Genomic DNA, 23,133 nt, shown 5'->3' on the forward strand with positions numbered 1-23,133 from the left:
GCGCCGCAGCATCAACCCGGAGGAGACGCCTTATGGAACTCTATGTCATTCGCCGCCCAAGCGCCTGGGCAAACCTGAGCGAACTGGAAGCCGCCGGCGCAAGGTCAGCGCAGATCGGCAACGAGCAGATGTCCGACCGCGTTCGCTGGATCCGCAGCTATGTGGTCCATGAGGCGGACGGCCGCATCGGCACCTTCTGCGTCTATGAAGCGCGCGACGGAGACTCGATCCGCGAGCATGCACGGCGCGTCGGCATGCCGGGTGAGGAATTCTACAAGGTCGCGACCACGGTGGTCGTTCGCAGCGATCCTACCCCACAGACGGCCGCGGCCGAATAGCAGATCAGTGCGCGCGGCGGCCTCGACACCAACCTCCGAGAAAGGATCAGGAGATGTCCATTCAGTCTCAGGCGCCGCTCGCACTGAGCCCCTCGCAGCGATATCTCGCCGCCGTCCTGCTGCGGCTTCGTCGGCTCATCAATCAGTCTGTCGCAAGCATGCTGGCGAACCGCGAGAAAGCCGCAATGCAGTTCGCGAAGGGTTGCAGCGGCACCACGGCCGGCAGCGACAGCACGGTTCGAGACACGCTGCAGAAGATTTGCATTCCCCGCAACGATTTCAATTCGAGGAAATAGTCATGAATTTTTTCATCCGATCCGACTCGTCCGAAGCCGGAACCTCCGAGCCCAAGATCTCCGAGCTCGGAAATTTTAAGTCCAAAACCGCAGCACTGGCGCTCGGGACAATTGCCGCCGTCACCCTGTCGCTGGCTCTGGCTTCGGCCGCAACGACGTCCGACGACCATCGGCGCGAACCGGCGAGCGGTGCAACCGTTCAAAAGAGCACCGGCAGATGCAAAGCCCCGACTGCCCTCGCAATGTGACGAAGGCAACAGTGGCACGCCACTGACTCAGCCATTCAATCCCAACCACAACCTGGAAACTCTATCATGTCCATCACCCTGCATAACGGACCTGCTCAGACCGCAAGCTCGCTGGCGGCACGAAGCTTCGTGCTCGGCTACGGCGTGCTCGCTTATCTCATCTTCTTCGGGACTTTTCTGTACGCTGTCGGCTTCATTGCGCAGCTCGTCGTGCCCAAGACCATCAACAGCGGCGCGACAGGCTCGACCGGACAAGCGCTCTTGATCGACCTCGCGCTGATGTCACTCTTTGCCATGCAGCACAGCGGCATGGCGCGCCAGGGGTTCAAGAAGCTGTTCGCCGCCTTCGCCTCGCCCGCGCTCGAGCGAAGCACGTATGTGCTGCTGGCAAGCCTGAGCCTGATCCTGCTGTTCTGGCAGTGGCGGCCGATCACGTCGATCGTCTGGGAGATCGAGACGCCGATGGCAACTTACACCGCGGTCGCGGGCAGCTTCGCCGGCTGGCTCATCGTGCTCTACAGCACGTTCCTGATCAGCCATTTCGAGTTGTTCGGACTGACCCAAGTCGTCGGCCACTTTGCGGGCCGGCTCACTGAGCCGATGAAGTTCAGGACGCCGGGCCTCTACCGTCTGATCCGGCACCCCATCTATCTCGGCTTCATCATCGCATTCTGGTCCACGCCCACCATGACGTTGGGGCACATGCTGTTCGCAACGGTGACGACGGCCTATATCTTCGTCGGCATCTGGCTGGAGGAGCGCGACCTGATCACGCTGTTCGGAGATCAGTACCGACACTACAGGGAGAAGGTCGCGATGTTGATCCCGGGCCTGTTCTGACCGGCGCAAGAACAAGAGCGGCCAGGCGAAGCCTTGGCCGCTCCTGCTGTGTCGAGCGGCGCCTTTACCGCTTGTTCCAGTCGATGACCCGGCCCGGATCAGCATCGTACTCCATGCTGCAGAACGCACCGCCCTGGAAATAGTCCCCGACCGGATCCGGCTTCAGCTTGGCCTGCTCCGCCGTGGCGTGCTCGCGGAAATCTTCGGCGCGACCCGTGGGGCGATAGCCGAGTTCGTAGGCCCGGTGGTTGTCCCACCAGGCGCGTTCGTTGAGAGAGGCGCCGTAGAAGACTTCGAAATGGATATCGGGATGCTCGAGCCCGATGCGACAGAGCTGCACCAGGTCATCAGGCTTGAGCCAGATCGAGAGCCGGCGCTGGTCGAGCGGCATGTCGCCGAAATTGCCGATGCGCAGGCACGTCACCTTCAGCCCGTGCTTGTCGGCGTACAGCGCGCCGACGGCCTCGCCGAACACCTTGCTGACGCCATAACGCCCATCGGGGCGCGGCGTGACGTCGGTGCCGATCCTGTGGTGGCGTGGATAGAAGCCGACGGCGTGGTTCGACGAGGCGAAAACCACGCGCTTGACGCCCTTGCGATAGGCGGCCTCGAACAGATTGTAGCCGCCGATGATGTTGGCCTGCAGGATTTGGTCCCAGGTGCCCTCAACCGAATAGCCGCCGAAATGGATGATGCCGTCGACGCCCTCGCAGATTGCCTCGCATTGCGCGAGATCAGCGAGGTCCGCCGCCTTGAATTTCTCGCTCGCGCCGAGATCGGCCGGCGGCTTGATGTCGGAGAGCAGGAGATCCGGATAGATCGGCGGCAGCAGCTTTCGCAGGCGCGTGCCGATTCCGCCCGAAGCTCCCGTCATCAGAATACGCGGCATGTCTTCCCTCGCCATTGGTGACCGATTTGCGGTCACGTGTCTCTAATGATAGCTGGTTTGTCCAGAGGGAACGAAACGAGAGAACCGACATGAATGAGGCATCGTCCCACACCGGGCATCTCCGCCAAGGCTGGCAGCCGGCGACTTATTACCCCGACCCCGCGATCAAGGCGCTCGATCCCCGCTTCGAAAAATACTGGCTGAAACTGTCGGCGGTGGAACGTCTCGCGACCGGCCTGCGCTGGGCCGAGGGTCCGGTGTGGTTCGGCGACGGACGCTATCTGCTCTGCAGCGACATCCCAAATCAGCGCATCGTCAGATGGGAGGAGGAGACCGGCGCGGTGAGCGTGTTCCGCAAGCCCTCCAATTTCGCCAACGGCAACACACGCGACCGCCAGGGCCGGCTCGTCACCTGCGAGCATGGCGGGCGGCGCGTGACCCGCACCGAATATGACGGCAGTATCACCGTGCTGATGGATCAATTCAACGGCAAGCGGTTGAACTCGCCGAACGATGCCGTCGTCAAATCGGACGGCTCGATCTGGTTCACCGACCCAACCTTCGGCCTGCTCGGCAATTACGAGGGCTACACGGCCGAGCCCGAGATCGAGCCGAATGTCTATCGCCTCGATCCCGCGACCGGCAAGGCGACCATCGTCGCCGAGGGTGTGCTCGGGCCGAACGGGCTGTGCTTCTCGCCGGACGAGAAGATCCTCTATGTCGTGGAATCACGCGGCGTGCCGAACCGCAAGATCCTCGCCTATGACGTATCAGTGGATGGCACCACGATTTCCAACAAGCGCGTTCATGTCGATGCCGGTCCCGGCACGCCCGACGGCATGCGCTGCGACATCGATGGCAATCTCTGGTGCGGCTGGGGCATGGGCGATCCCGAGCTCGACGGCGTCGTTGTGTTTGCACCCGACGGCGTCATGATCGGCCGCATCGCGCTGCCAGAGCGCTGCGCCAATCTCTGCTTCGGCGGCGTCAAGCGCAACCGCCTGTTCATGGCAGCGAGCCAGTCGATCTACGCGCTGTATGTGAACACGCAGGGCGCGGTGGGAGGATAGAGTTTCGCACCGCTCTCTCCTCGTCATTGCGAGGAGTTCTTGCGACGAAGCAATTCAGACTGCACCCGCGGAAAGATTCTGGGTTGCTTCGCTTCGCTCGCAATGACGGCGGAGCAAAACAAAAAGCGCCGGAGCGGTTGCCCGCTCCGGCGCTTCGTTCGTTCAATCGCTAAAACTTACGCCGCGTTGAAGCCCGCGACGGCCTTCACTTCGAGGAAGTCCTCGAGGCCGTACTTGCCCCACTCGCGACCATTGCCGGACTGCTTGTAGCCGCCGAACGGCGCGGTGCGGTCGTTGGGCACGCCCTGGAGGTTGACGTTGCCGGCGCGGATCTGGCGGCCGACGCGCTTGGCGTCCTCCACGGTCGCGCCGGTGACGTAGCCGGCGAGGCCATACGGCGTGTCGTTGGCGATCTGTACGGCTTCCGCCTCGTCCTTGGCGCCGATGATGGTCAGCACCGGTCCGAAGATCTCCTCGCGAGCGATCGTCATGTCGGGGGTGACGTCGGCGAAGATCGTCGGACGGACATAGAAGCCCTTGTTGACGCCTTCGGGCAAGCCCGGGCCGCCCGCAACCAGCGTTGCGCCTTCGTCGATGCCCTTCTTGATCAGGCCCTGGATCTTGTCCCACTGGCCACGGTTGACGACGGGGCCGATGGTGGTGCCTTCGGCGCGCGGATCGCCCGCCTTGGTCTTGTCGGCGACCGCCTTCGCGATCGCGGCGACGTCCTTCATCTTGGACAGCGGCACGATCATGCGCGAGGGCGCATTGCAGGACTGGCCGGAGTTGTTGAACATGTGCATCACGCCGCCGGTCACCGCCTTCTGCAGGTCGGCGCCTTCGAGGATGACGTTCGGCGACTTGCCACCCAGCTCCTGGCTGACGCGCTTCACGGTGGGAGCTGCGCGCTTGGCCACATCGATGCCGGCGCGGGTCGAGCCGGTGAAGGAGATCATGTCGATGTCGGGGTGCTCGCTCATGGCGGCGCCGACCTCGGGGCCGAGGCCGTTGACGAGGTTGAACACGCCCTTCGGCACGCCGGCTTCATGGAGGATTTCCGCGAAGATCAGCGCTGATGTCGGCGTGAATTCACTGGGCTTCAGGATCATGGTGCAACCAGCGGCAAGCGCGGGCGCGACCTTGCAGGCAATCTGGTTGAGCGGCCAGTTCCAGGGCGTGATCATACCGACCACGCCGATCGGCTCGCGCAGCACCATGGCGGTGCCGACCGGCTCCTCGAAATGGTAGTTCTTGAGAACGTCGAGCGTGGTCATGAGATGGCCGAGGCCGGCGCCGGCCTGCAGCTTCTCGGCCATCGGCAATGGCGCGCCCATCTCGTCGGAGACGGCGGCGCCGATCTCCTTGAGGCGGCCCTTGTAGACTTCGATGACCTTGGTGAGCAGCGCGACGCGCTCGTCGCGGCTGGTCTGGGAGAAGGTTGCGAAAGCGCGCTTGGCGGCGGCAACCGCCTTGTCGACGTCGGCCTTGGAGCCCAGCGCAACCTCGTACATCGCCTCTTCCGTCGCGGGATTGACGACCGGAGTTGACTTCTTGACGGCGGGATCGACCCAGGCGCCGTCGATGTAGAATTGCATGCGATTGACCATCGTTAACCTCTTCTTGGGGGCATGGGGGGGGCGTTTCGGCAGGCATCCTTGCACGAAAGCGCCGGCAATTGAACCCGCCATATGCGGGGCCAGCGTTGCGGCGGACGGAGGCTATATGAGCCGATGGCGGAAAGGTGGCAAGGCTCCCTCGGTCGTGATACCGGAACGCGCCCTCTTGGCGCGGGCGCGGAATCCATAACCACGATCGGCGGTATGGATTCCGGGCTCGACACTACGCGCGGCCCCGGAATGACCGACCGGTTGCCTCGACTACACCGCCATCTTCCGATGCAGCACCGGGGCGCCGGTGGTGAGGCTTTCGGCCGCATCGATGATCGCATTGGCATCGATGCCGTAGTGCCGATAAAGGTCGGCGATGCTGCCGGTCTGGCCGAATTGCTCGACGCCGAGCGCTTCGACGCGATGGCCGCGGACGCTGCCGAGCCAGCCGAGCGCCGCCGGATGGCCGTCGATCACGGTCACGATGCCGCAGTCGCGCGGCAGGGGCGCCAGCAGTTTCTCGATGTGGCTGAGGTGCTGCACGCCGCGGCGGTCGCGTCGCAATTTCCGTGCGGCGGTCCAGCCCGCGTGGAGCCGGTCGGCCGAGGTGATCGCGAGCAGGCCGATGTCGCGTCGGCTCTCGCCAATGAAGCCGGTCGCCTCGATCGCTTCCGGTGCGACGGCGCCGGTATAGGCTATCACGAGTTCGGCATTCGGGCCCGGCTTGCGCAGCCAGTAGGCGCCGTCGGTGATGCCCTGCGCAAGCTCCGGGGTCATGATCCGCTGGGCCTGATCGATGCTGCGCGTCGAGAGCCGCAAATAGACCGAACCGCCCTCGCCCGGATCGCGCTGCATGTGATTGAAGCCCCAGCCCATGATCACGGCGAGTTCGTCGACGAAGGCCGGCTCGAACGAGGCGAGCCCGTCCTGCGCCATGCCGATCAGCGGCGTCGCAATCGACTGGTGCGCGCCGCCCTCGGGCGCCAGCGTGATGCCCGACGGCGTTGCCGCCACCATGAAGCGCGCATCCTGGTAGCAGGCGTAGTTCAGCGCATCGAGGCCGCGCTCGATGAAGGGATCGTAGAGCGTGCCGACCGGCAGCAGCCGCTCGCCGTTGATCTGGTGCGACAGGCCGAGCGCCGACAGCATGATGAACAGGTTCATCTCGGCGATGCCGAGCTCGAGATGCTGGCCCTTGGGCGAGAAATCCCAGTTGAATGTGGACGGAATTTTCTCGCTACGGAATAAGTCCGCTTTCTCGGCGCGCGCGAACAGGCCGCGCCGGTTCACCCACGGACCGAGATTGGTCGAGACGGTGACGTCGGGCGACGTCGTGACGATGCGGCTGGCAAGTTCGCTGTCGCCGCGCGCGATCTCGTTCAGCACGAGGCCGAAGCCCTGCTGGGTCGACATCTGCGGTGATGGCTTGAACGCGAGCTGCTGGGGCACCTCGACGACGGGCGCGGTCAGGCGGCGGCCGTCCCGGTTGAACGGCACGCGCGCGAGAAACGCATCGAGCTCGGCGGCCGATTGCGCAAGCCCCTCGTACTTGTCCCATTCGTGGCCGGGCCGGATGTTCTGGCTCTCGCTGTATTTCTCCATCTGCGCGACCGTCATCAGGCCGGCATGATTGTCCTTGTGGCCCTGAAACGGCAGGCCGACACCCTTGATGGTGTAGGCGATGAAGCAAACCGGGCGATCGTGATCGATGGATTCGAACGCCTCCAGCATGCTTGCCATGTCGTGGCCGCCGAGATTCGACATCAGCGCCAGCAATTCCTCGTCGCTGCGCTTGTCGATCAGCTTGGTGATCGGGCCCTGATCGCCGATCTCGTCATGCAGGTATTTGCGGAAGGCGGCACCGCCCTGGAAGCACAGCGCGGCGTAGAGCGCGTTCGGACAATTGTCGATCCAGCGCTTCAGCGCCTCGCCGCCGGGCTCCGCGAACGCTTCGCGCATCAGGCGGCCGTATTTCACGATCACCACGTCCCAGCCGAAATTGCGGAACATGGTCTCGAATTTTTCCCAGAGCCCTTCGCGCACGACGGCGTCGAGCGACTGGCGGTTGTAGTCGACCACCCACCAGGTGTTCCTCAGGCCATGCTTCCAGCCCTCGGCGAGCGCCTCCCAGATGTTGCCCTCGTCCATCTCGGCGTCGCCGACGAGTGCGATCATCCGCCCTTCGCGGCGATCCTTCGCCCAGCCATGCGCCTTGACGTAGTCCTGCACCAGCGAGGCGAACAGCGTCTGCGCGACGCCGAGGCCGACCGAGCCGGTGGAGAAATCGACGTCGTCGACGTCCTTGGTGCGCGAGGGATAGGACTGCGCGCCCTTGAAGTTGCGGAAGTTCTCCAGCTTCTCGCGGCTCTGCCGGCCGAACAGATACTGGATGGCGTGGAACACCGGGCTCGCATGCGGCTTCACCGCGACGCGATCCTCCGGGCGCAGCACATGGAAGTAAAGCGCCGACATGATGGTCGCGAGCGAGGCGGAAGAGGCCTGGTGGCCGCCGACCTTGAGGCCGTCGGCATTAGGGCGAATGTGGTTGGCGTGGTGGATGGTCCAGGACGACAGCCACAGCGCCTTGCGGCTGAGGGCGGTCAATGTGTCGAGGCGGGCGGTATCGACGGGCATGGCAATGCTCCCGGAAATCAGGTGGGACGATGATACGCCTGAGGGAAGCGCCAAACTTCTCAATTTTTTGCGCCATACCTGACAATATTGGGATATTTTACCAACGGATTGCTTCAATGACAGGTTTCATCCCAATGCCAGAGCTCGATGCCATCGACCGCAAGATTCTCGGCTACCTCCAGACCGACAGCCGCATGACCATGCAGGAACTCGCCGAGAAGGTCGGTCTGTCCGTCTCGCCCTGCCACCGCCGGGTCAAGCTGCTGGAGGAGCGCGGCGTGATCTCGCGCTACATCGCGACCGTGGACCAGAAGGCGCTGGGCCTGCATGTCAGCGTGTTCATCTCGATCAAGCTGGCACGGCAGAAGGAGGAGGATCTCAACCGCTTCGCACGCGCGATCTCGAAATGGGACGAGGTGCTGGAATGCTATCTGATGACCGGCAACCGCGATTACCTGCTCCGCGTCGTCGCGGCCGACCTCGCCTCCTACGAGACGTTCCTCAAGACCAAGCTGACCCGGCTCGACGGCATCGCCTCGATTGAGTCGAGCTTCGCGCTGAGCCAGGTGAAGTACTCGATCGCGCTGCCGGTGTAGGAGGTCACCGCCACGGCTGCACGATGATCTTTGTATGGTCCTCGGGATTGGCGAGATCGGCGAAGGCCTTTGCGACGCCGTCGATGCCGACTTCGGCCGTGACCATCGCCGCCGCATCCACCTGCCCTTCCGCGATCAGGCGCAGCGAGCCTGCGAATTCGTCCGGCGTATAGCCGAGCACGTATTGGACGTTGAGCTCCTTCATGATGCCGAGCATGGGTTCGCTCTTGTCGCTCTCCATGCAGACGCCGACCACCACGATTTTGGCATCGCGCGGCGCGCCCTCGAACACCTGCTGCAGCAGGCCGGGCACGCCGACGCATTCAAAGATGATCGCGGGCTTCAGCGCCGGCAGCATGGCCTGGAACGGCGGCCGCGCAGCCTTCTCCGCATCCGACATCTGTGCGTGCTCGGCCCAGGTCGCATAGGGCTGCGACTCCCTGGGATCGACGACGATATCGGCGCCGAGCTTTGCGGCAAGCGCGCGCCGCGCCGGCGAATAGTCGGCGGCAACGATCGGATGGAGACCCTTGATCCGAAGCGCGGCGATCACTGCGAGTCCGACCGGCCCGCAGCCGATCACGAGCGGCACCTCGCCGCCCCGGATGTTGGCCTTTGCCACGGCGTGAACGCCGACCGCGAGCGGCTCGGTCAATGCGGCATGTTCCGGCGCAAGTCCGTTGGGCACTTCGAGCAGCAGCGGCTCGCTCAAGATCATCTGCTCCGCATAGCCGCCGACGAAATCGTTGGAATAGCCGATCCCCTTGACACCCTCCGGCGTCAGCAAAGCCGGCAGCGAGCAGACATGCGTCCCAGGCTTGAGCCTGCGATCGGTGCCCGGACCGTAGTCGACGATCTCGCAGCAGAATTCGTGGCCGAACACGACGTCGCGCGACAGGTCCATCGGCGTGCGGCCGGTCTTCCTGGCCATCTCCACCATCCGCGGCGCATGCTGGCGCGCATGCAGGTCGGAGCCGCAGATGCCACAAGCGAGCGTCTTGACCAAAACCTGGCCCGGACCCGGCTTCGGCTCGGCCATCCGGTCGACGACAATCTCACCGTTCCTGAAAATCGCAGCGCGCATCCGGCTCCTCCCGTAGTCTTGAAGCCGTTGATAGCACGTCACAGGACGCGCGAACTTGCGTCAGGGGTTCGGGGAACGCTCTTCCAGCACCAGCAACTGGGCGCGGCGGATGCGCTCGCGATGGGCGATGTAGAGACCGCTGGCGACGATGAAGGCCGCGCCGACGACCGTCCAGACGTCGGGGACCTCACCGAAGATGAAGTAACCCAAAATGCTGACCCAGAGCAGCTGCGTGTAGGAGAACGGTGCCAGCACCGAGGCATCGCCATAGCGATAGGCCAGCACGATGATCCACTGCCCGACGGTCGAGGCCACGCCGATGACGATGCCGAGACCGATCGCAGTCCAGGTCGGCGTGACCCAGACGAACGGCACCATCACGGACAGGATCGCAACGCCCGTCAGCGCGGAATACGCCATGGTGGTGAGCACGGCCTCGCGACCGCTCATCATGCGTGTCAGGATCAGCGCGGCGGCCCAGCAGAACGCCGAGATGATCGGGAAGAACGCGGCGGCGTGGAACGCGCTGGTGCCCGGCCGCAGGATGATCAGCACGCCGGTCAGCCCGATCCCGGTCGCGATCCAGCGCCGCAGGCCGACCTTCTCGCTGAGGAAGACGATCGACAGCGCCGTGACGAACAGCGGCGACACGAAGCCGGTGGCGGATGCTTCCGCAATCGGCAGGAAACTCAGGCCGGTGATGAAGAACAGCGAGGAGCCGAGCAGCGCAGCGCCACGCATCAGCTGCAGGCCGAGCCGCTCGGTGCGCATCGCATGGAGCGGCGAGCCCGGCAGCATCACCGGCGTGAACATCAGCGCGAAGGTGACGAAGCGGATCCAGGTGATCTCGATCGACGGCAGGCTGGTCGAGAGATATTTCGCGGTGGTGTCGGAGCAGCCGAGGAAGATCGTCGACAGCAGCACCAGCGCAATGCCCTTGAAAGGATGATCGACGCGCGCAGGCGCACGGCGAGCCTTCTGCTTCTTCTCCGGCACGGGCATGGGAATACGGTCGAGCCTAGCGGCTGCGGCGGGCGGCGGTGTCACGGCTGGAACCCGGGGGAAATGCGAATCGATAACGGTTGTAAAAAACGACAAATGCGCCGCGTTCACAACTTCCGAAAACAGGATGCCGATATGCACTGACGTCCGCGCGCCTCAATGCTCCGTTAACAATCGGCGTTTGTGCACTACAGCATGGGCAGGCTGCGCGGCTTCGGACCGCGCGGAAACGCCGCATCGAGCGCCGAAATCTCGTCTTTCGTCAGCACGAGATCACCGGCCGCCGCATTCTCGCCGGCATGTTCGGCGGACGAGGCCTTTGGAATCGCGAACACCGTAGCCGCACGAGTGAGGAAGCTCAGCGCGACCTGACGCGGTGTCGCGCGCCGCGTCTCGGCAATGCGCGCCAGTACGGCGCCGTCCTTGCTGCTGCTCGCGGGAAAATCATCATGGCCGAACGGTGAATATGCCACGACAGCGACACCATGCCGTTCACACCAGGGGATCACTGCATGCTCGATCGCACGTTCCCTCAGATGATAGAGCACCTGATTGCAAGCGATGCGGCCTTCGCCGGAGACCTCGAGAATTTCGTCGAGATCATCGGCATCGAAATTGGAGACGCCCCAGGATTTGATCTTGCCTGATTTCACCAGATCCTCGAACGCGGCGACGGTGTCTTCCAGCGGATAGGAGCCGCGCCAATGCAGCAGATAGCAATCGAGATGATCCGTCTTCAGCCGCTTGAGCGACCGCTCGCAGGCGGTGATGGTTCCGCGGCGCGAGGCGTTGCTCGGCAGCACCTTGGAGACCAGGAACACCTCGTCGCGCCGCCCTGCAATCGCGTCCGCAATGACGAGCTCTGCGTCGCCATACATCTCGGCGGTGTCGATATGGGTCATGCCGAGATCGAGCCCGCGTTGAAGCGCGGCAATCGCGCGCTTGCGATCGCCCTGGTCGAGATACCAGGTGCCCTGCCCGATGACGGAGACGTTGGCGTTGGTCTTGCCGAAGAGTTTTGTGTTCATGTTCGTCTCCGCTATCGCTGGTCCGCTCAGGCAACCGCCACAAAGCTCAGGAGTTCAATCCGCCGATATCAGCGACCAGCACGCTGCCGGTCGACGACTCCGTGATGTAGAAACGATCCCGCCTTGCACCATGCTGATCCCTTTGGACCATGCCGTCCCTACCCTCTTGCGGCAAAATCTTTCGGGCATGGCGAAGAAGATGCTCGTCTCGATCAGGCGCGGCGGCGTTTCCAGGTACATCATTGTTGTTGTGCGTGCTGAGGGGGAGCCGCGGCATCATAGGTCACAATCGACGTCGCGTCGATTGGGGCGGAGGGCATGGCGGCGCCCCCGGCGGTTTCGTATCGCGAACGCGCTGCAGCGTGAAACGCTGCTACGCAGACCCAGAAGGCCATACACTGTTAGCTGGATGGGCCCCGGCTCTGCAGCGCATCACTCGGTGCTGCGCAAGCGTCCGGGGCACAAGAGCGGAGTTCTTGGCATACAGCTGCATCCACGCCGTGATTGCGAGCGTAGCGACGCAACCCGGAATGCCTCTGCGGAAACAGTCCGGAATGCTCCGCTGCGCCCGCGATGACGATGGAAGGAACCTGCCCTACCCTACCGCGCCCGCGAGCTTGACCTGCTTCGCAGGCGCCACCTCGGTCGTCGCAATGAGGCGATTCAGCTCCGGGATGCAGGAGCCGCAATTGGTGCCGGCCTTGAGCTTGGCCCCGATTTCGGCAGCCGTACGGGCACCGGCCGCGATGGTCTCGCAGACGGTGCCGCGGCCCACACCGAAGCAGGCGCAGATGACCGGGCCAGTCGAGGCCGCCCCTTCGCAGGACTTGCCCGACAGCAGCATGCGGCGTTGGTCATCGGTGACGTGATCGGCGACGAACAGGCCCTTCACCACCTCCCAGTCGCCGGCATCATGCGCGGGACCGACGAACAGGCAGGTCTCGATGCGGTCGCCTGCGAATGACGCCGCACGATAGACACCACCGCCGATGTCGCGATAGTCGGCGACGTCCTCGCCGGCGACGCTCTCGAGCCAGGCCGGCCAGCGCGACAGGTCCGCGTTGTCGGCAAAGAGATAACCGAAACCGCCGCTGACCGTAACGCGGGTCGACAACAGGTTCGGCGGCAGATCGAGCTGTCTCCGCGACAGTGCAAAGCCGCGAAAGACGAATTCGTAAGGAGTGATCGCGGCCGGCGTCGCCTTGGATTCCGGCTGCCCCGAGAACGGATCGGTGAAGGACTGCACCAGCGCGCCGACGCGGCCGTGCGAAGCATTCATCGCGCTCCAGTGGATCGGCGCGAACAGCGTGCCACGCTGAGTGCCGTCACTGACGACGACCTTCAGGATGCACTGGCCGTAATCGGTGGTGACGCGGGCATAGCCGTCGTGAACGATGCCGTATTTGCCGGCGTCGTCGGGATGGATCTCGACGAACGGCTCCGGCAGATGCGCGCCCAGCCGCTGGCTGAGGCCCGTGCGCGTCATGGTGTGCCACTGGTCGCGGATGCGCCCGGTGTTGAGCCGCAGCGGACGTGATGGCCTGGTCTCGCCGCGCAGCGCGGGCACCTCCGGCGCAATGAAGCGGCCCTTGCCGTCGTTGGTGAAGAAGCCGCCGCTCGCAAAGAAGCGCTCGCCGGGCGACCCGCCTTCACGCACCGGCCATTGCACCGGCTTCAAGGCGTCGAAGGCCTCGTCCGACAGCGAGGTCAGCGCACCGATGTCGAAATCGCGGCTGCCGTCGTTCTCGAACGCCGAGAGCGCGGCATGCTCACGGAAAATCTCGGCTGCCGATTTGTAGTTGAAGCTGTCGCCGAAGCCGAGGCGCTTTGCGGTTTCGCTGAGGATCCACCAATCCGGCCGCGCCTCGCCCGGCGCCGGCAGGAACGAGCGCTGGCGCGAGATGCGGCGCTCGGAGTTGGTCACGGTGCCCGACTTCTCGCCCCAGGCGAGCGCCGGAAGCAGCACATGCGGACCTGCCTCGACCGTATCGTTGGAGAGCACGTTCTCGGACACCACGAACAGCTCGAGCTTCTTCAATGCCTCGCGCACGAAGTCCGCTTCGGGCAGCGACACAGCGGGGTTGGTTCCCATCACCCACAGCGCCTTGACCTCGCCGCGATGGATGGCTTCGAACAGCTGCACCGCCTTCAACCCTTCATGGGTGGCGATACGCGGCGCCTTCCAGAACCGCCTGACACGATCGATGTCGGGCGGCGTGAAGTTCATGTGCGCGGCGAGCTGGTTGGCGAGACCGCCGACTTCACGGCCGCCCATCGCATTCGGCTGGCCGGTGAGCGAGAACGGCGAGGCACCAGGCTTGCCGATGCGCCCGGTGGCAAGATGGCAGTTCAGGATCGCGTTGACCTTGTCGGTGCCCTGCGCGGACTGGTTGACGCCTTGGGAATACAGCGTGACAACCTTTTCGGTGGTGCGGAACATCTTGAAGAAAGTCGCAACGTCCTGCTCGGAGAGGCCCGTGGCCAGCGCGGTCGCGCTGACGCTGCCGGCGATGTTGCGCGCGCGGGCCAGCGCTTCGTCGAAGCCGGACGTGTTGCTTGCGATGTAGGCCTGGTCCAGCGCACTGCTGTCGGCGAGATGGACGAACAGGCCGGAGAACAGCGCAGTGTCGGTGCCGGGCTTGAGGCCAAGGAACAGGTCGACATCGCCCGCGGTGTCGGTACGGCGCGGGTCGATCACGATCATGCGCGCGCCGCGCTCCCCACGGTTCTTCAGCATGCGCTGGAACAGCACGGGATGGCACCAGGCCGCGTTCGAGCCGACGAAAACGAGCAGATCGGCTTGGTCGAGATCCTCGTAGCAGCCTGGGACGGTGTCGGAGCCGAAGGCCCGGCGATGGCCGGCGACCGAGGACGACATGCAGAGCCGCGAATTCGTGTCGACGTTCGCCGTGCCGACGAAGCCCTTCATCAGCTTGTTGGCGACGTAATAGTCCTCGGTCAGGAGCTGGCCGGAGAGATAGAACGCGACCGCGTCGGCGCCGTCGCGGGCCACGATGTGCTGCATGCGATGGGCGACATGATCTAGCGCGTCGCTCCAGGCGACGCGTTCGAGCACGCCCTTGCAGCGGATCATCGGATAGAGCAGACGGCTTTCGAGCCCGACGGTCTCCCCGAGCGCAGAGCCTTTCGAGCACAGCCGGCCGAAATTGGCGGGATGATCGGGATCACCAGCAATCGCGGCACCGCCCTTCCCGTCCGGGGTGGCCAGCACGCCGCAACCGACGCCGCAATAGGGGCAGGTCGTCCTGGTGGCACGGAGCGCGGGATCGATCGCCGTCATATCAAGCTGCCTTCGAAGGCAGCGCGAGCGCGCGACCGAACATCATGTCGGTGCGGATCGCCGCCACCTTGTCGCGATTGCGGATCAGTTCGAGATACCAGAGCGCATCGACGGTATCGCCGATCAGCACCACGCCGGTGAGCCGGCCATCGGCGACCACGAGCTTCTTGTAGGTGCCGCGCCTGCGGTCAGTCAGCACAAGGCTCTCGCTGCCCTCGCCGCCCATGAAGTCGCCGGCGGAGAACACGCTGACGCCGGAGACCTTGAGATTGGTCGAGACCACGCTCCCCTGATAGGCGGCGGGCTTGCCGGCCAGATGCCGCGCGAGCACTCGCGCCTGCTCATAGGCAGGCTCGACCAGCCCGTAGCAGGTGCCGCGATGCTCGGCGCATTCGCCGAGCGCGAAGATGTCGGGCGAGGACGTCTGCATCAAATCGTTGACGACGACACCGCGGTTGACCGCGATGCCGGCATCCTTGGCGAGCGCCACGTTCGGCTTGATGCCGGCCGCGAAGATGACGGCGTCGGCCTCGATACGGCTGCCATCCGCAAGCTCGACGGCTTCGACGCGGCCATCGCCATGGATGCGGGCGGTCGTGGCGTTGAGCAGGATGCGGATGCCCTTGTGCTCGACCAGCGTCTTGAGCAGGCCGGCGGCCGGCCCATCGAGCTGGCGCTCCATCAGCCGATCCATCAGATGCAGCAGAGTGACCGGCGCGCCGGCCTTGGCGAGGCCGTAGGCTGCCTCGAGTCCGAGCAGGCCGCCGCCAACCACGACGACGCGCTTCTTCGCAGCCGCCAGCGTCAGCAGAAGATCGACGTCGCGCGTATCGCGAAAGGTGTGCACACCGGCAAGATCGGCACCCGGCAAATTGAGCCGCAGCGGCGTCGATCCGGTGGCGAGCACAAGCTTGGAGTATTGCATGCTCTCTTCGCCCGCGATCTTGAGCTCGCGGCGGCCGGTGTCGATCTCGGTGACGCGATAGCCGTAGCGAACCGTGACGCCGCGATGGCGCCACCAATCGGCCGGCCGGAGCTCGATCTCGTGCGAGCCGGTCTCGCCGGCCAACACGGAAGAAAGCAGCACGCGGTTGTAAGCGAGCCGCGGCTCTTCGCCGATCACCGCGACAGCGTAGCGGCCGAGCGAGCTCTTGGCGAGCTCGTCGACCAGACGCGCAGCCGCCATGCCGTTACCGACGATGACCAGCGGTTCGCTCACAAGGCATCTCCTATTCGGCGGCCTGCGCTTGCGCGCCATAGGCCTCGGACATCATGTAGCCGGACAGAACACCGTAAGCCTCCGTCCAGGCGGCGGCGAGTTCAGGCGTCCAGGCTTCGCCAAGCCCCTTCTCCAGAGTCCACAGCAAAGTCGCGCCGACCACGGGATAGTGCTCGGCCTTGGCGCCGTAGGCGACATGACGCTTGGCAAGCGCAGAGGCCGCGGGAAGAATCGTTTCGAGGTTCGACAGGCCGCCGACGACGGTAGCGAGCATGCCCATCAGTTTCTTCCGCTGCTCGGTCATGTCTTGCGGAAACATCGCGCGCACGGATGGCGCCACCTCGAACAGGCGATCGTAGAACAGCACCGCGGCCGTTTCCGAGATCGGTGCGACCTTGGAAAAGCTCTGCTGGATGAGGGTGATCTGTTCGGGCGTCATGATGGCCTCCTGTCTGTTTCGGTTTGCCTTGGTGCGCGCCATTGCGAACAAGGTTCATGGGTCAAACGTCATCAGAGAGACTTCCCCCCGCGTACGGGGAGAAGCGACATTCGGGCCTGCTCACGCCGCCTCGACGAAACGGTGACGTTCGTAGAGGAATTCAAGCACGCGCTGCCGGCACTTCAGGTAAGTCGCGTTGGTTGCGAGCTCGAGCCGCTTGCGCGGGCGCGCCAGCGGTACCTCCAGCACCTCGCCGATGCGCGCGCTCGGCCCATTCGTCATCATCACGATGCGGTCGGACAGCAGCACGGCCTCGTCGACGTCGTGAGTGATCATCAAGATGGTGTTGCCGAGCTTCTGGTGCAGCGCCATCACGGAGTCCTGGAGATGTGCGCGGGTCAGCGCGTCGAGCGCGCCGAACGGCTCGTCCAGCAGCAGCACCTTCGGCTCCATCGCCAGCGCCCGCGCGATGCCGACGCGCTGCTTCATGCCGCCGGAGATTTCGGAAGGACGCTTGTCCCTGGCATGGGCCATCTGCACCAGATTGAGATTGTGCATCACCCAGGCATCGCGTTCGGCGCGGGTCTTGGTCCTCGCGAACACCTTGTCGACGCCGAGCCTGACGTTCTCGTAGACCGTGAGCCACGGCAGCAGGCTGTGGTTCTGGAACACCACGGCGCGATCGGGCCCTGGCGAGTTCACTTCGCGCTCCTCCAGCAGCACGCCGCCGGTCGAGGCGTTGGTCAATCCTGCGATGATGTTGAGCAGGGTCGACTTGCCGCAACCGGAATGGCCGATGATCGAGACGTATTCGCCCTTCTCGATCGTCAGGTTGATGTCTTTCAGCACCTCCGTGGTGGCGGCGCCGCGGGTGAAGATCTTGTCGATATGGTCGAGCTTCAGATAGGCGGTCATGTGCCGCTCCCCTCAGTTCTGCGCGGTGCCGCGGGTGACGATTTTGCCGAGGCCCGCGATCACTCGATCGAGCACGAAGCCGACGATGCCGACATAGAACAGCGCAAGGATGATCTCGCTGATATGCGAGGAGTTCCACGCGTCCCAGATGAAGAAGCCGATGCCGACACCGCCGATCAGCATTTCCGCTGCGATGATGGCGAGCCATGACAGGCCGATGCCGATGCGCAGGCCCGTGAAGATGTAGGGCGCCGCCGCCGGGATCATGATCTTGGCGAAGAACTCGAGCGGGTTGAGCTGCACCACCGCGGCGACGTTGCGGTAATCCTGCGGGATGTTGCGGATGCCGACCGCGGTGTTGATGATGATCGGCCAGATCGAGGTGATGAAGATGACGAAGATCGCCGAAGGCTGGCCGTCGCGGAACGCCGCGAGCGACAGCGGCAGCCAGGCCAGCGGCGGAATGGTGCGCAGGACCTGGAACAGCGGATCGAGCCCGCGCATCGCCCAGACCGATTGCCCGACCAGCACACCGAGCGCGATGCCGGCGATGGCTGAGATCGAATAGCCGAGCGCGACGCGCTGGAGACTGGCGGAAAGATGCCAGAACAGACCCTTGTCGATGCCGCCATGGTCGAAGAACGGATCGAAGATCAGCTCCTTTGTGTCCTTGAATACCTTTGACGGCGGCGGCAGCGCCGAGCCGGCGCGGCGGCAGACCAGCTCCCACACCAGCGTCAGCAGCGCGATCACGACCAGCGGCGGGATCACGCGCACGGCGGTCTCCCGTGCCATCCGCGCATAAGCCTCACTGCGCGGCGGACGCTTCGGCGTCATCGCAACGACCGGCGCGGCCGCTCCGACGGGCTTCGCGGTCTCAACATCCAACTTTGTGGCAGGCATGTTCATGGCCATATCTCTCCGGCTCCAAAAGACGATGCGGCCGCCTGGCGGCGGCCGCTGGCTCCATCAGACTTCGACGCGCTTGATCGCGAGCGACTTCAGATAGGCCGCCGGATTTTCGGGATCGAACACCTTCCCGTCGAAGAAGGTCTCCTTGCCGCGCGAGGTCGAGGCCGGAATGTCGGCAGCCGCGACGCCGAGCGTCTTGGCTGCGTCCTTCCAGAGATCTTCGCGGTTGACCTTGGCAATCAGCGCCTTGCTGTCGAAGCCGGCATCGTATTTGCCCCAGCGGATGTCTTCCGTCATGAACCAGAGGTCATGGCTCTGGAACGGATAGGAGGCATGGTCGCGCCAATACTTCATAATGTGCGGCGAGTTCTCGACCACCTTGCCAGGAATGCCGTAGTCGAACTTGCCTTTGGCGCGATCGGCGATGTCCTCGACGGGGCAGTTGATCCACTGCCGCTTTGCCATGATGGTGGCGAGCTCTTCCTTGTTCTCCATCTTGTCGGCCCATTGCTGCGCCTCCATCACCGCCATCAGGATTGCCTTCGCGGCCTTCGGGTTCTTGTCGACCCAGGCTGCACGCATGCCGAGTGACTTCTCGGGGTGCTTGCTCCAGATCTCGCCGGTGTTGACGGCCGTGTAGCCGATCCCCTGGTGCACCAGCTGCCCGGGCCAGGGCTCACCGACGCAGAAGGCGTCCATGGTGCCGACCTTCATGTTGGCTACCATCTGCGGCGGCGGGACGGTGATGGTCTCGACATCCTTGTCAGGATCAATGCCGCCGGCCGCAAGCCAGTAGCGGACCCAGAGATCGTGCGTGCCGCCGGGGAAGGTCATCGCGACCTTTACCGATTTACCATCTGCCTTCTTTTTCTCGAATGCGGCCTTCAGCACCGACGCATCGGCGCCGACCTTGAGGTCGGCATATTCCTTGGCGACGGAGATGCACTGCGCATCGAGATTGAGACGCGCCAGGATGTACATCGGCGTCGGCTGATTGTTCTGCGTCACCTTGCCGGCCGAGATCAGATACGGCATCGGGGTCAGGATATGTGCGCCGTCGATGCCGTTGCCTTCGGAGCCGAGCACAAGGTTATCGCGCGTGGTGCCCCAGGAGGCCTGCTTCTGCACGTCGGTGTCGGGCATGCCATATTTCGCGAACAGCCCCTTGTCCTTGGCGACGAAGAGCGGGCCGGCATCGGAGAGCGCGATGAAGCCGAGCTTGGCGCCCTTGACCTCGGGGCCTGCATCCTGCGCGAACGCGCCGGCGGGGAAATTCAGCTTTGCGGCTGCGAGAAGCGCGGCTGTCGAGCCCGCGGCCTTCAACAATTGACGGCGGCTGAGCCGATGGTCCGAGGGCCGGCGCGTGCGCTTGGTCATGTGTCGTCCTTTGCGTCTTTGCGATGATGATGGCGTCAATGCACGCGAGCAGCCCGTCCGCCCGACGACGCCGTTTGGCGCATGCGAACGCAACGGCGGGGGAGACCCCCGCCTGGGTGCGTCAGCAAATCGGATGAGAGGTCTCGCGGGACGGCTTCAATGGCGTCGAATTGGAACTATTCAAGCTTCGTGCCAAGCCTGAAGCTTCGAAGACTGAAGCAACTTCAAAGGCTTATAAAACCAGCCATTGAGGACGCCGCCGGTCTTCCGCACGGGAAATTTGCGATTTGCTCAATCACTGTGCGCCGCACAAATCCTGTGCATCAGCTCAAAGAGCAAGCGCCCGCCGCGCCCGCAACAGCGATCGCTTTCGATATCACATTGAAATTATAGCAGTTCTATGCGTTTCCAGAACGGCACACGGCTTGCTTGTAAAATTGCGTCAATGATGACCTGCGGTTCGCCGCACTGTTGCAGCCTCTGGCGGCTGCATTTTCGGACGCTCGACCGGTCCGCGGCCAACTTCGGCTCAGTCCTCGTGACGCGATCGCCAGGCTTCCACCTTCCATCACCCCATGCGGCCGACCCACGGCCGACGACGTTCGCGCGCGCTCCCGTCAGGCGTGCGTCGATCTCGCCAATGAAGCAAAGGAACCATTGATGTCGTATCTCGCGCCTTCGGAATTCGTCACCAAGATGGTGGATGCGGGCGAGTCCAAGATCTTCATGTCCACCCGGGATACCATCATCCGCGCCTATATGGCCGGCGCCATCCTGGCGCTGGCGGCCTGGTTCGCCGTCACGATCAACGTGAACACGGGTCAGCCGCTGGTCGGCGCGCTGCTGTTTCCGGTCGGCTTCGTCATGCTCTATCTGCTGGGCTTCGATCTCCTCACCGGCGTGTTCGTGCTCTCGCCGCTCGCCCTGATCGACAAGCGCCCGGGCGTCACGATCGGCGGCGTTCTGCGCAATTGGGGTCTGGTGTTCGTCGGCAATTTCGCCGGCGCCTTCACCGTGGCCTTCATGATGGCCTTCGTCACGACGTTCGGCTTCACCGAGGCGCCCGACAAGGTCGGCGCGGCGATCGGCAACATCGGCGAAGGCCGGACGCTCGGCTATGCCGCACACGGCGCAGCCGGCATGGCGACCCTGTTCATGCGCGGCATGCTCTGCAACTGGATGGTCTCGACCGGCGTCGTCGGCGCCATGATCTCGACCTCGGTCCCCGGCAAGGTCATCGCGATGTGGATGCCGATCCTGGTGTTCTTCTACATGGTGTTCGAACATTCCGTCGTGAACATGTTCCTGTTCCCGTCGGGCCTGATGCTCCATGCGAAATTCTCGATCATGGACTATCTGATCTGGAATGAGATTCCGACCGTGCTCGGCAACCTCGTGGGAGGCCTCGCCTTTACCGGCATGACCCTCTACACCACGCATGTCCTCACCAAGCCGAAGCGCCAGTTCGACAAGGCGGCCAAGCCTCGCGTCGTGGCCTGATCGAATACGTCTCGACAGGGAAGCCCCACCCGAGCAGGGTGAGGCTTCGCCCCTTTCCGGTGATGACGATGACCCGCGGACTCCTGATCTCGGTCGGCCAGCACTCCGACAAGGGCCGCAAGGCCATCAATCAGGATTTTCACGGCGTCCTGATTCCAGAGGAGCCGCTGCTCGGCCTGAAAGGCATCGCAGCGGTCCTCGCCGACGGCATCTCCAGCAGCACGGTAAGCCAGATCGCCAGCGAATCAGCGGTCAAGAGCTTCCTGATGGACTATTACTGCACGTCGGAATCCTGGACGGTGAAGACCTCGGCCCGCCGCGTGCTGGATGCCACCAATTCCTGGCTGCATGCGCAGACGCGCAAGAGCCAATATGCCTATGACCGCGACAAGGGCTATGTCTGCACCCTCAGCGCTATGGTCATCAAGGCGACCACCGCGCACATCTTCCATGTCGGCGACTGCCGCATCTACCGCGTCGCCGGCAAGGCGCTGGAGCAGCTGACCGACGATCACCGCATCATCGTGTCGTCGGAGCAGACATATCTCGGCCGCGCGCTCGGCATCAATCCGCAGCTCGAGATCGACTACCAGGCGCTGGAGGTCGAGGCCGGCGACATCTTCCTGCTGGCGACCGACGGCGCCTACGAATTCGTCGACGCGCGCTTCGTCACGGGCGCGCTGAACGAGCACGCCGGTGAGCTCGACGCAGCGGCGAAGGCAATCGTCGAGGAAGCCTACCGGCGCGGCAGCGACGACAACATCACGGTCCAGATCCTGCGCATCGACGCGGTGCCGCAGCGCGAGCCGGCCGGCATCATCAATCAGACCTCGCAATTGCCGCTGCCTCCGCTGCCGGAGCCGCGGGCGCTGTTCGACGGCTACCGCATCATCAGGGAAATCCACGGCAGCAGCCGCAGCCACATTTATCTCGCCGTCGACGTCGAGACCGAGCAGCCGGTCGCGCTCAAGCTGCCGTCGGTCGATTTGCGCGACGATGCCGCCTATCTCAAGCGTTTCCTGATGGAGGAGTGGATCGCGCGCCGGATCGACAGCCCGCACGTACTGAAGCCGCTGTCACAGTCCAGGCGACGCAGCTACCTCTACGTCGCGACCGAGTTCGTCGAAGGCCAGACCTTGAAGCAGTGGATGACCGACAATCCGCGCCCCGATATCGAAACCGTCCGCGGCTTCATCGAGCAGATCGCCGCGGGCCTGCGCGCCTTCCACCGCATGGAGATGCTGCATCAGGACCTCCGGCCCGACAACATCCTGATCGACAAGACCGGGACCGCCAAGATCATCGACTTCGGATCGGTCCGGGTGGCCGGTGTCGCGGAAGCGGCGACGCCGGACGAGACCGACGACATCCTCGGCACGATTCAGTATACGGCGCCGGAGTATTTTCTCGGGCAAGGCGGCTCGCCGCGCTCCGACATGTTTTCACTGGCAGTGATCTGCTACCAGATGCTGACGGGACAACTTCCCTACGGGACCCAGATTGCCAGGATCAGGCGCAAGGCGGACGTGCGGAGGCTCAAATATCGCGCCGCAGACGGCGACCGCAACGTGCCGGCCTGGATCGACGGCGCGCTGCGCCGCGCGCTCCATCCCGACCCCACCAAGCGGCACGAAGATCTTTCGGAGTTCGTCTTCGAACTTCGAAACCCCAATCCGGCCTATCTCGACACGCGGATCACCCCGCTCCTGGAGCGCAGCCCGCTGATGTTCTGGAAGCTGACGACAGCGGCGCTCGCCTGCGCGGTCGTCGTGCTGCTGGCGCTGCTGCACGCGCGCTGATCAAAGGCCGCCCGCTCGCCACATGAGGAGTGGCGAGCG

20 protein-coding genes are annotated in these 23,133 nt (G+C 64.2%); 8 read left to right on the forward strand and 12 right to left on the reverse strand.

Annotation, left to right across the window (positions count from 1 at the left end):
* Positions 1-32 precede the first annotated feature (32 nt).
* The 4 genes from JQ580_RS19655 to mddA all read left to right on the forward strand — a co-directional run bounded on the left by JQ580_RS19655 (position 33) and on the right by mddA (position 1,722).
* Positions 33-338: a nickel-binding protein gene (locus JQ580_RS19655; protein ID WP_212281877.1), complete on the forward strand. Its 306-nt coding sequence runs from the start codon at positions 33-35 to the stop codon at positions 336-338.
* Between the two features lie 53 nt (positions 339-391).
* Positions 392-634, forward strand: coding sequence for a hypothetical protein (locus tag JQ580_RS19660; protein ID WP_212281878.1), 243 nt, complete (start codon positions 392-394; stop codon positions 632-634).
* A 2-nt stretch (positions 635-636) separates the two neighbouring features.
* Positions 637-882, forward strand: a complete 246-nt coding sequence (locus JQ580_RS19665; RefSeq protein ID WP_212281879.1) for a hypothetical protein — start codon at positions 637-639, stop codon at positions 880-882.
* Between the two features lie 66 nt (positions 883-948).
* On the forward strand, positions 949-1,722 hold the full coding sequence (mddA, locus tag JQ580_RS19670; RefSeq protein ID WP_212281880.1) for a methanethiol S-methyltransferase: 774 nt from the start codon (positions 949-951) through the stop codon (positions 1,720-1,722).
* A 64-nt stretch (positions 1,723-1,786) separates the two neighbouring features.
* Here mddA and JQ580_RS19675 read toward each other — a convergent pair whose 3' ends face one another.
* Complete coding sequence (locus JQ580_RS19675; protein ID WP_212281881.1) at positions 1,787-2,611, reverse strand: NAD-dependent epimerase/dehydratase family protein; 825 nt, start codon at positions 2,609-2,611, stop codon at positions 1,787-1,789.
* A gap of 89 nt (positions 2,612-2,700) precedes the next feature.
* Here JQ580_RS19675 and JQ580_RS19680 point away from each other — a divergent pair, with 89 nt between their 5' ends.
* On the forward strand, positions 2,701-3,681 hold the full coding sequence (locus tag JQ580_RS19680; protein WP_212281882.1) for an SMP-30/gluconolactonase/LRE family protein: 981 nt from the start codon (positions 2,701-2,703) through the stop codon (positions 3,679-3,681).
* A 176-nt stretch (positions 3,682-3,857) separates the two neighbouring features.
* Here JQ580_RS19680 and JQ580_RS19685 read toward each other — a convergent pair whose 3' ends face one another.
* Both JQ580_RS19685 and JQ580_RS19690 read right to left on the reverse strand, forming a co-directional pair.
* On the reverse strand, positions 3,858-5,288 hold the full coding sequence (locus JQ580_RS19685) for an aldehyde dehydrogenase family protein (RefSeq protein ID WP_212281883.1): 1,431 nt from the start codon (positions 5,286-5,288) through the stop codon (positions 3,858-3,860).
* A gap of 270 nt (positions 5,289-5,558) precedes the next feature.
* Positions 5,559-7,922, reverse strand: a complete 2,364-nt coding sequence (locus tag JQ580_RS19690) for a transketolase (RefSeq protein ID WP_212281884.1) — start codon at positions 7,920-7,922, stop codon at positions 5,559-5,561.
* Positions 7,923-8,056: 134 nt separating this feature from the next.
* On the opposite strand from JQ580_RS19690, the gene JQ580_RS19695 reads away from it, so the two are divergent.
* Positions 8,057-8,518, forward strand: coding sequence for an Lrp/AsnC family transcriptional regulator (locus JQ580_RS19695; RefSeq protein WP_212282112.1), 462 nt, complete (start codon positions 8,057-8,059; stop codon positions 8,516-8,518).
* Positions 8,519-8,522: 4 nt separating this feature from the next.
* Here the strand turns inward: JQ580_RS19695 and JQ580_RS19700 are convergent, their stop codons facing one another.
* The 9 genes from JQ580_RS19700 to JQ580_RS19740 form a co-directional block, all read right to left on the reverse strand.
* Positions 8,523-9,602 carry a zinc-binding dehydrogenase gene (locus tag JQ580_RS19700; RefSeq protein WP_212281885.1) on the reverse strand — a complete coding sequence of 360 codons (1,080 nt, stop codon included), beginning with the start codon at positions 9,600-9,602 and terminating at the stop codon, positions 8,523-8,525.
* A 60-nt stretch (positions 9,603-9,662) separates the two neighbouring features.
* On the reverse strand, positions 9,663-10,604 hold the full coding sequence (locus tag JQ580_RS19705) for a DMT family transporter (RefSeq protein ID WP_199580986.1): 942 nt from the start codon (positions 10,602-10,604) through the stop codon (positions 9,663-9,665).
* A gap of 188 nt (positions 10,605-10,792) precedes the next feature.
* Positions 10,793-11,632 (reverse strand): aldo/keto reductase, encoded by an 840-nt coding sequence (locus tag JQ580_RS19710; protein ID WP_212281886.1) that lies wholly within the window; start codon positions 11,630-11,632, stop codon positions 10,793-10,795.
* A gap of 595 nt (positions 11,633-12,227) precedes the next feature.
* On the reverse strand, positions 12,228-14,933 hold the full coding sequence (locus tag JQ580_RS19715) for a nitrate reductase (RefSeq protein WP_212281887.1): 2,706 nt from the start codon (positions 14,931-14,933) through the stop codon (positions 12,228-12,230).
* Position 14,934: 1 nt separating this feature from the next.
* Positions 14,935-16,152: an NAD(P)/FAD-dependent oxidoreductase gene (locus tag JQ580_RS19720; protein WP_212281888.1), complete on the reverse strand. Its 1,218-nt coding sequence runs from the start codon at positions 16,150-16,152 to the stop codon at positions 14,935-14,937.
* Positions 16,153-16,162: 10 nt separating this feature from the next.
* On the reverse strand, positions 16,163-16,591 hold the full coding sequence (locus JQ580_RS19725) for a globin family protein (protein ID WP_212281889.1): 429 nt from the start codon (positions 16,589-16,591) through the stop codon (positions 16,163-16,165).
* Between the two features lie 120 nt (positions 16,592-16,711).
* Positions 16,712-17,506, reverse strand: a complete 795-nt coding sequence (locus JQ580_RS19730; protein ID WP_212281890.1) for an ABC transporter ATP-binding protein — start codon at positions 17,504-17,506, stop codon at positions 16,712-16,714.
* A 12-nt stretch (positions 17,507-17,518) separates the two neighbouring features.
* Entirely contained in the window at positions 17,519-18,415 is an 897-nt protein-coding gene (ntrB, locus tag JQ580_RS19735) for a nitrate ABC transporter permease (protein ID WP_212281891.1), read from the reverse strand.
* A gap of 60 nt (positions 18,416-18,475) precedes the next feature.
* A complete protein-coding gene (locus JQ580_RS19740) occupies positions 18,476-19,795 on the reverse strand; it encodes a CmpA/NrtA family ABC transporter substrate-binding protein (RefSeq protein WP_212281892.1) in 1,320 nt (439 codons plus the stop codon).
* A gap of 660 nt (positions 19,796-20,455) precedes the next feature.
* Here JQ580_RS19740 and JQ580_RS19745 point away from each other — a divergent pair.
* Positions 20,456-21,295, forward strand: coding sequence for a formate/nitrite transporter family protein (locus tag JQ580_RS19745; RefSeq protein WP_212281893.1), 840 nt, complete (start codon positions 20,456-20,458; stop codon positions 21,293-21,295).
* Positions 21,296-21,357: 62 nt separating this feature from the next.
* The gene (locus JQ580_RS19750; protein ID WP_212282113.1) at positions 21,358-23,094 is read left to right on the forward strand and encodes a bifunctional protein-serine/threonine kinase/phosphatase; all 1,737 of its coding nucleotides are present in this window, start codon (positions 21,358-21,360) and stop codon (positions 23,092-23,094) included.
* Positions 23,095-23,133 lie beyond the last annotated feature (39 nt).

The sequence above is a fragment of the Bradyrhizobium sp. SZCCT0148 genome (assembly GCF_018129985.1).
In the GTDB taxonomy this organism is placed as follows: Bacteria; Pseudomonadota; Alphaproteobacteria; order Rhizobiales; family Xanthobacteraceae; genus Bradyrhizobium; species Bradyrhizobium japonicum_H.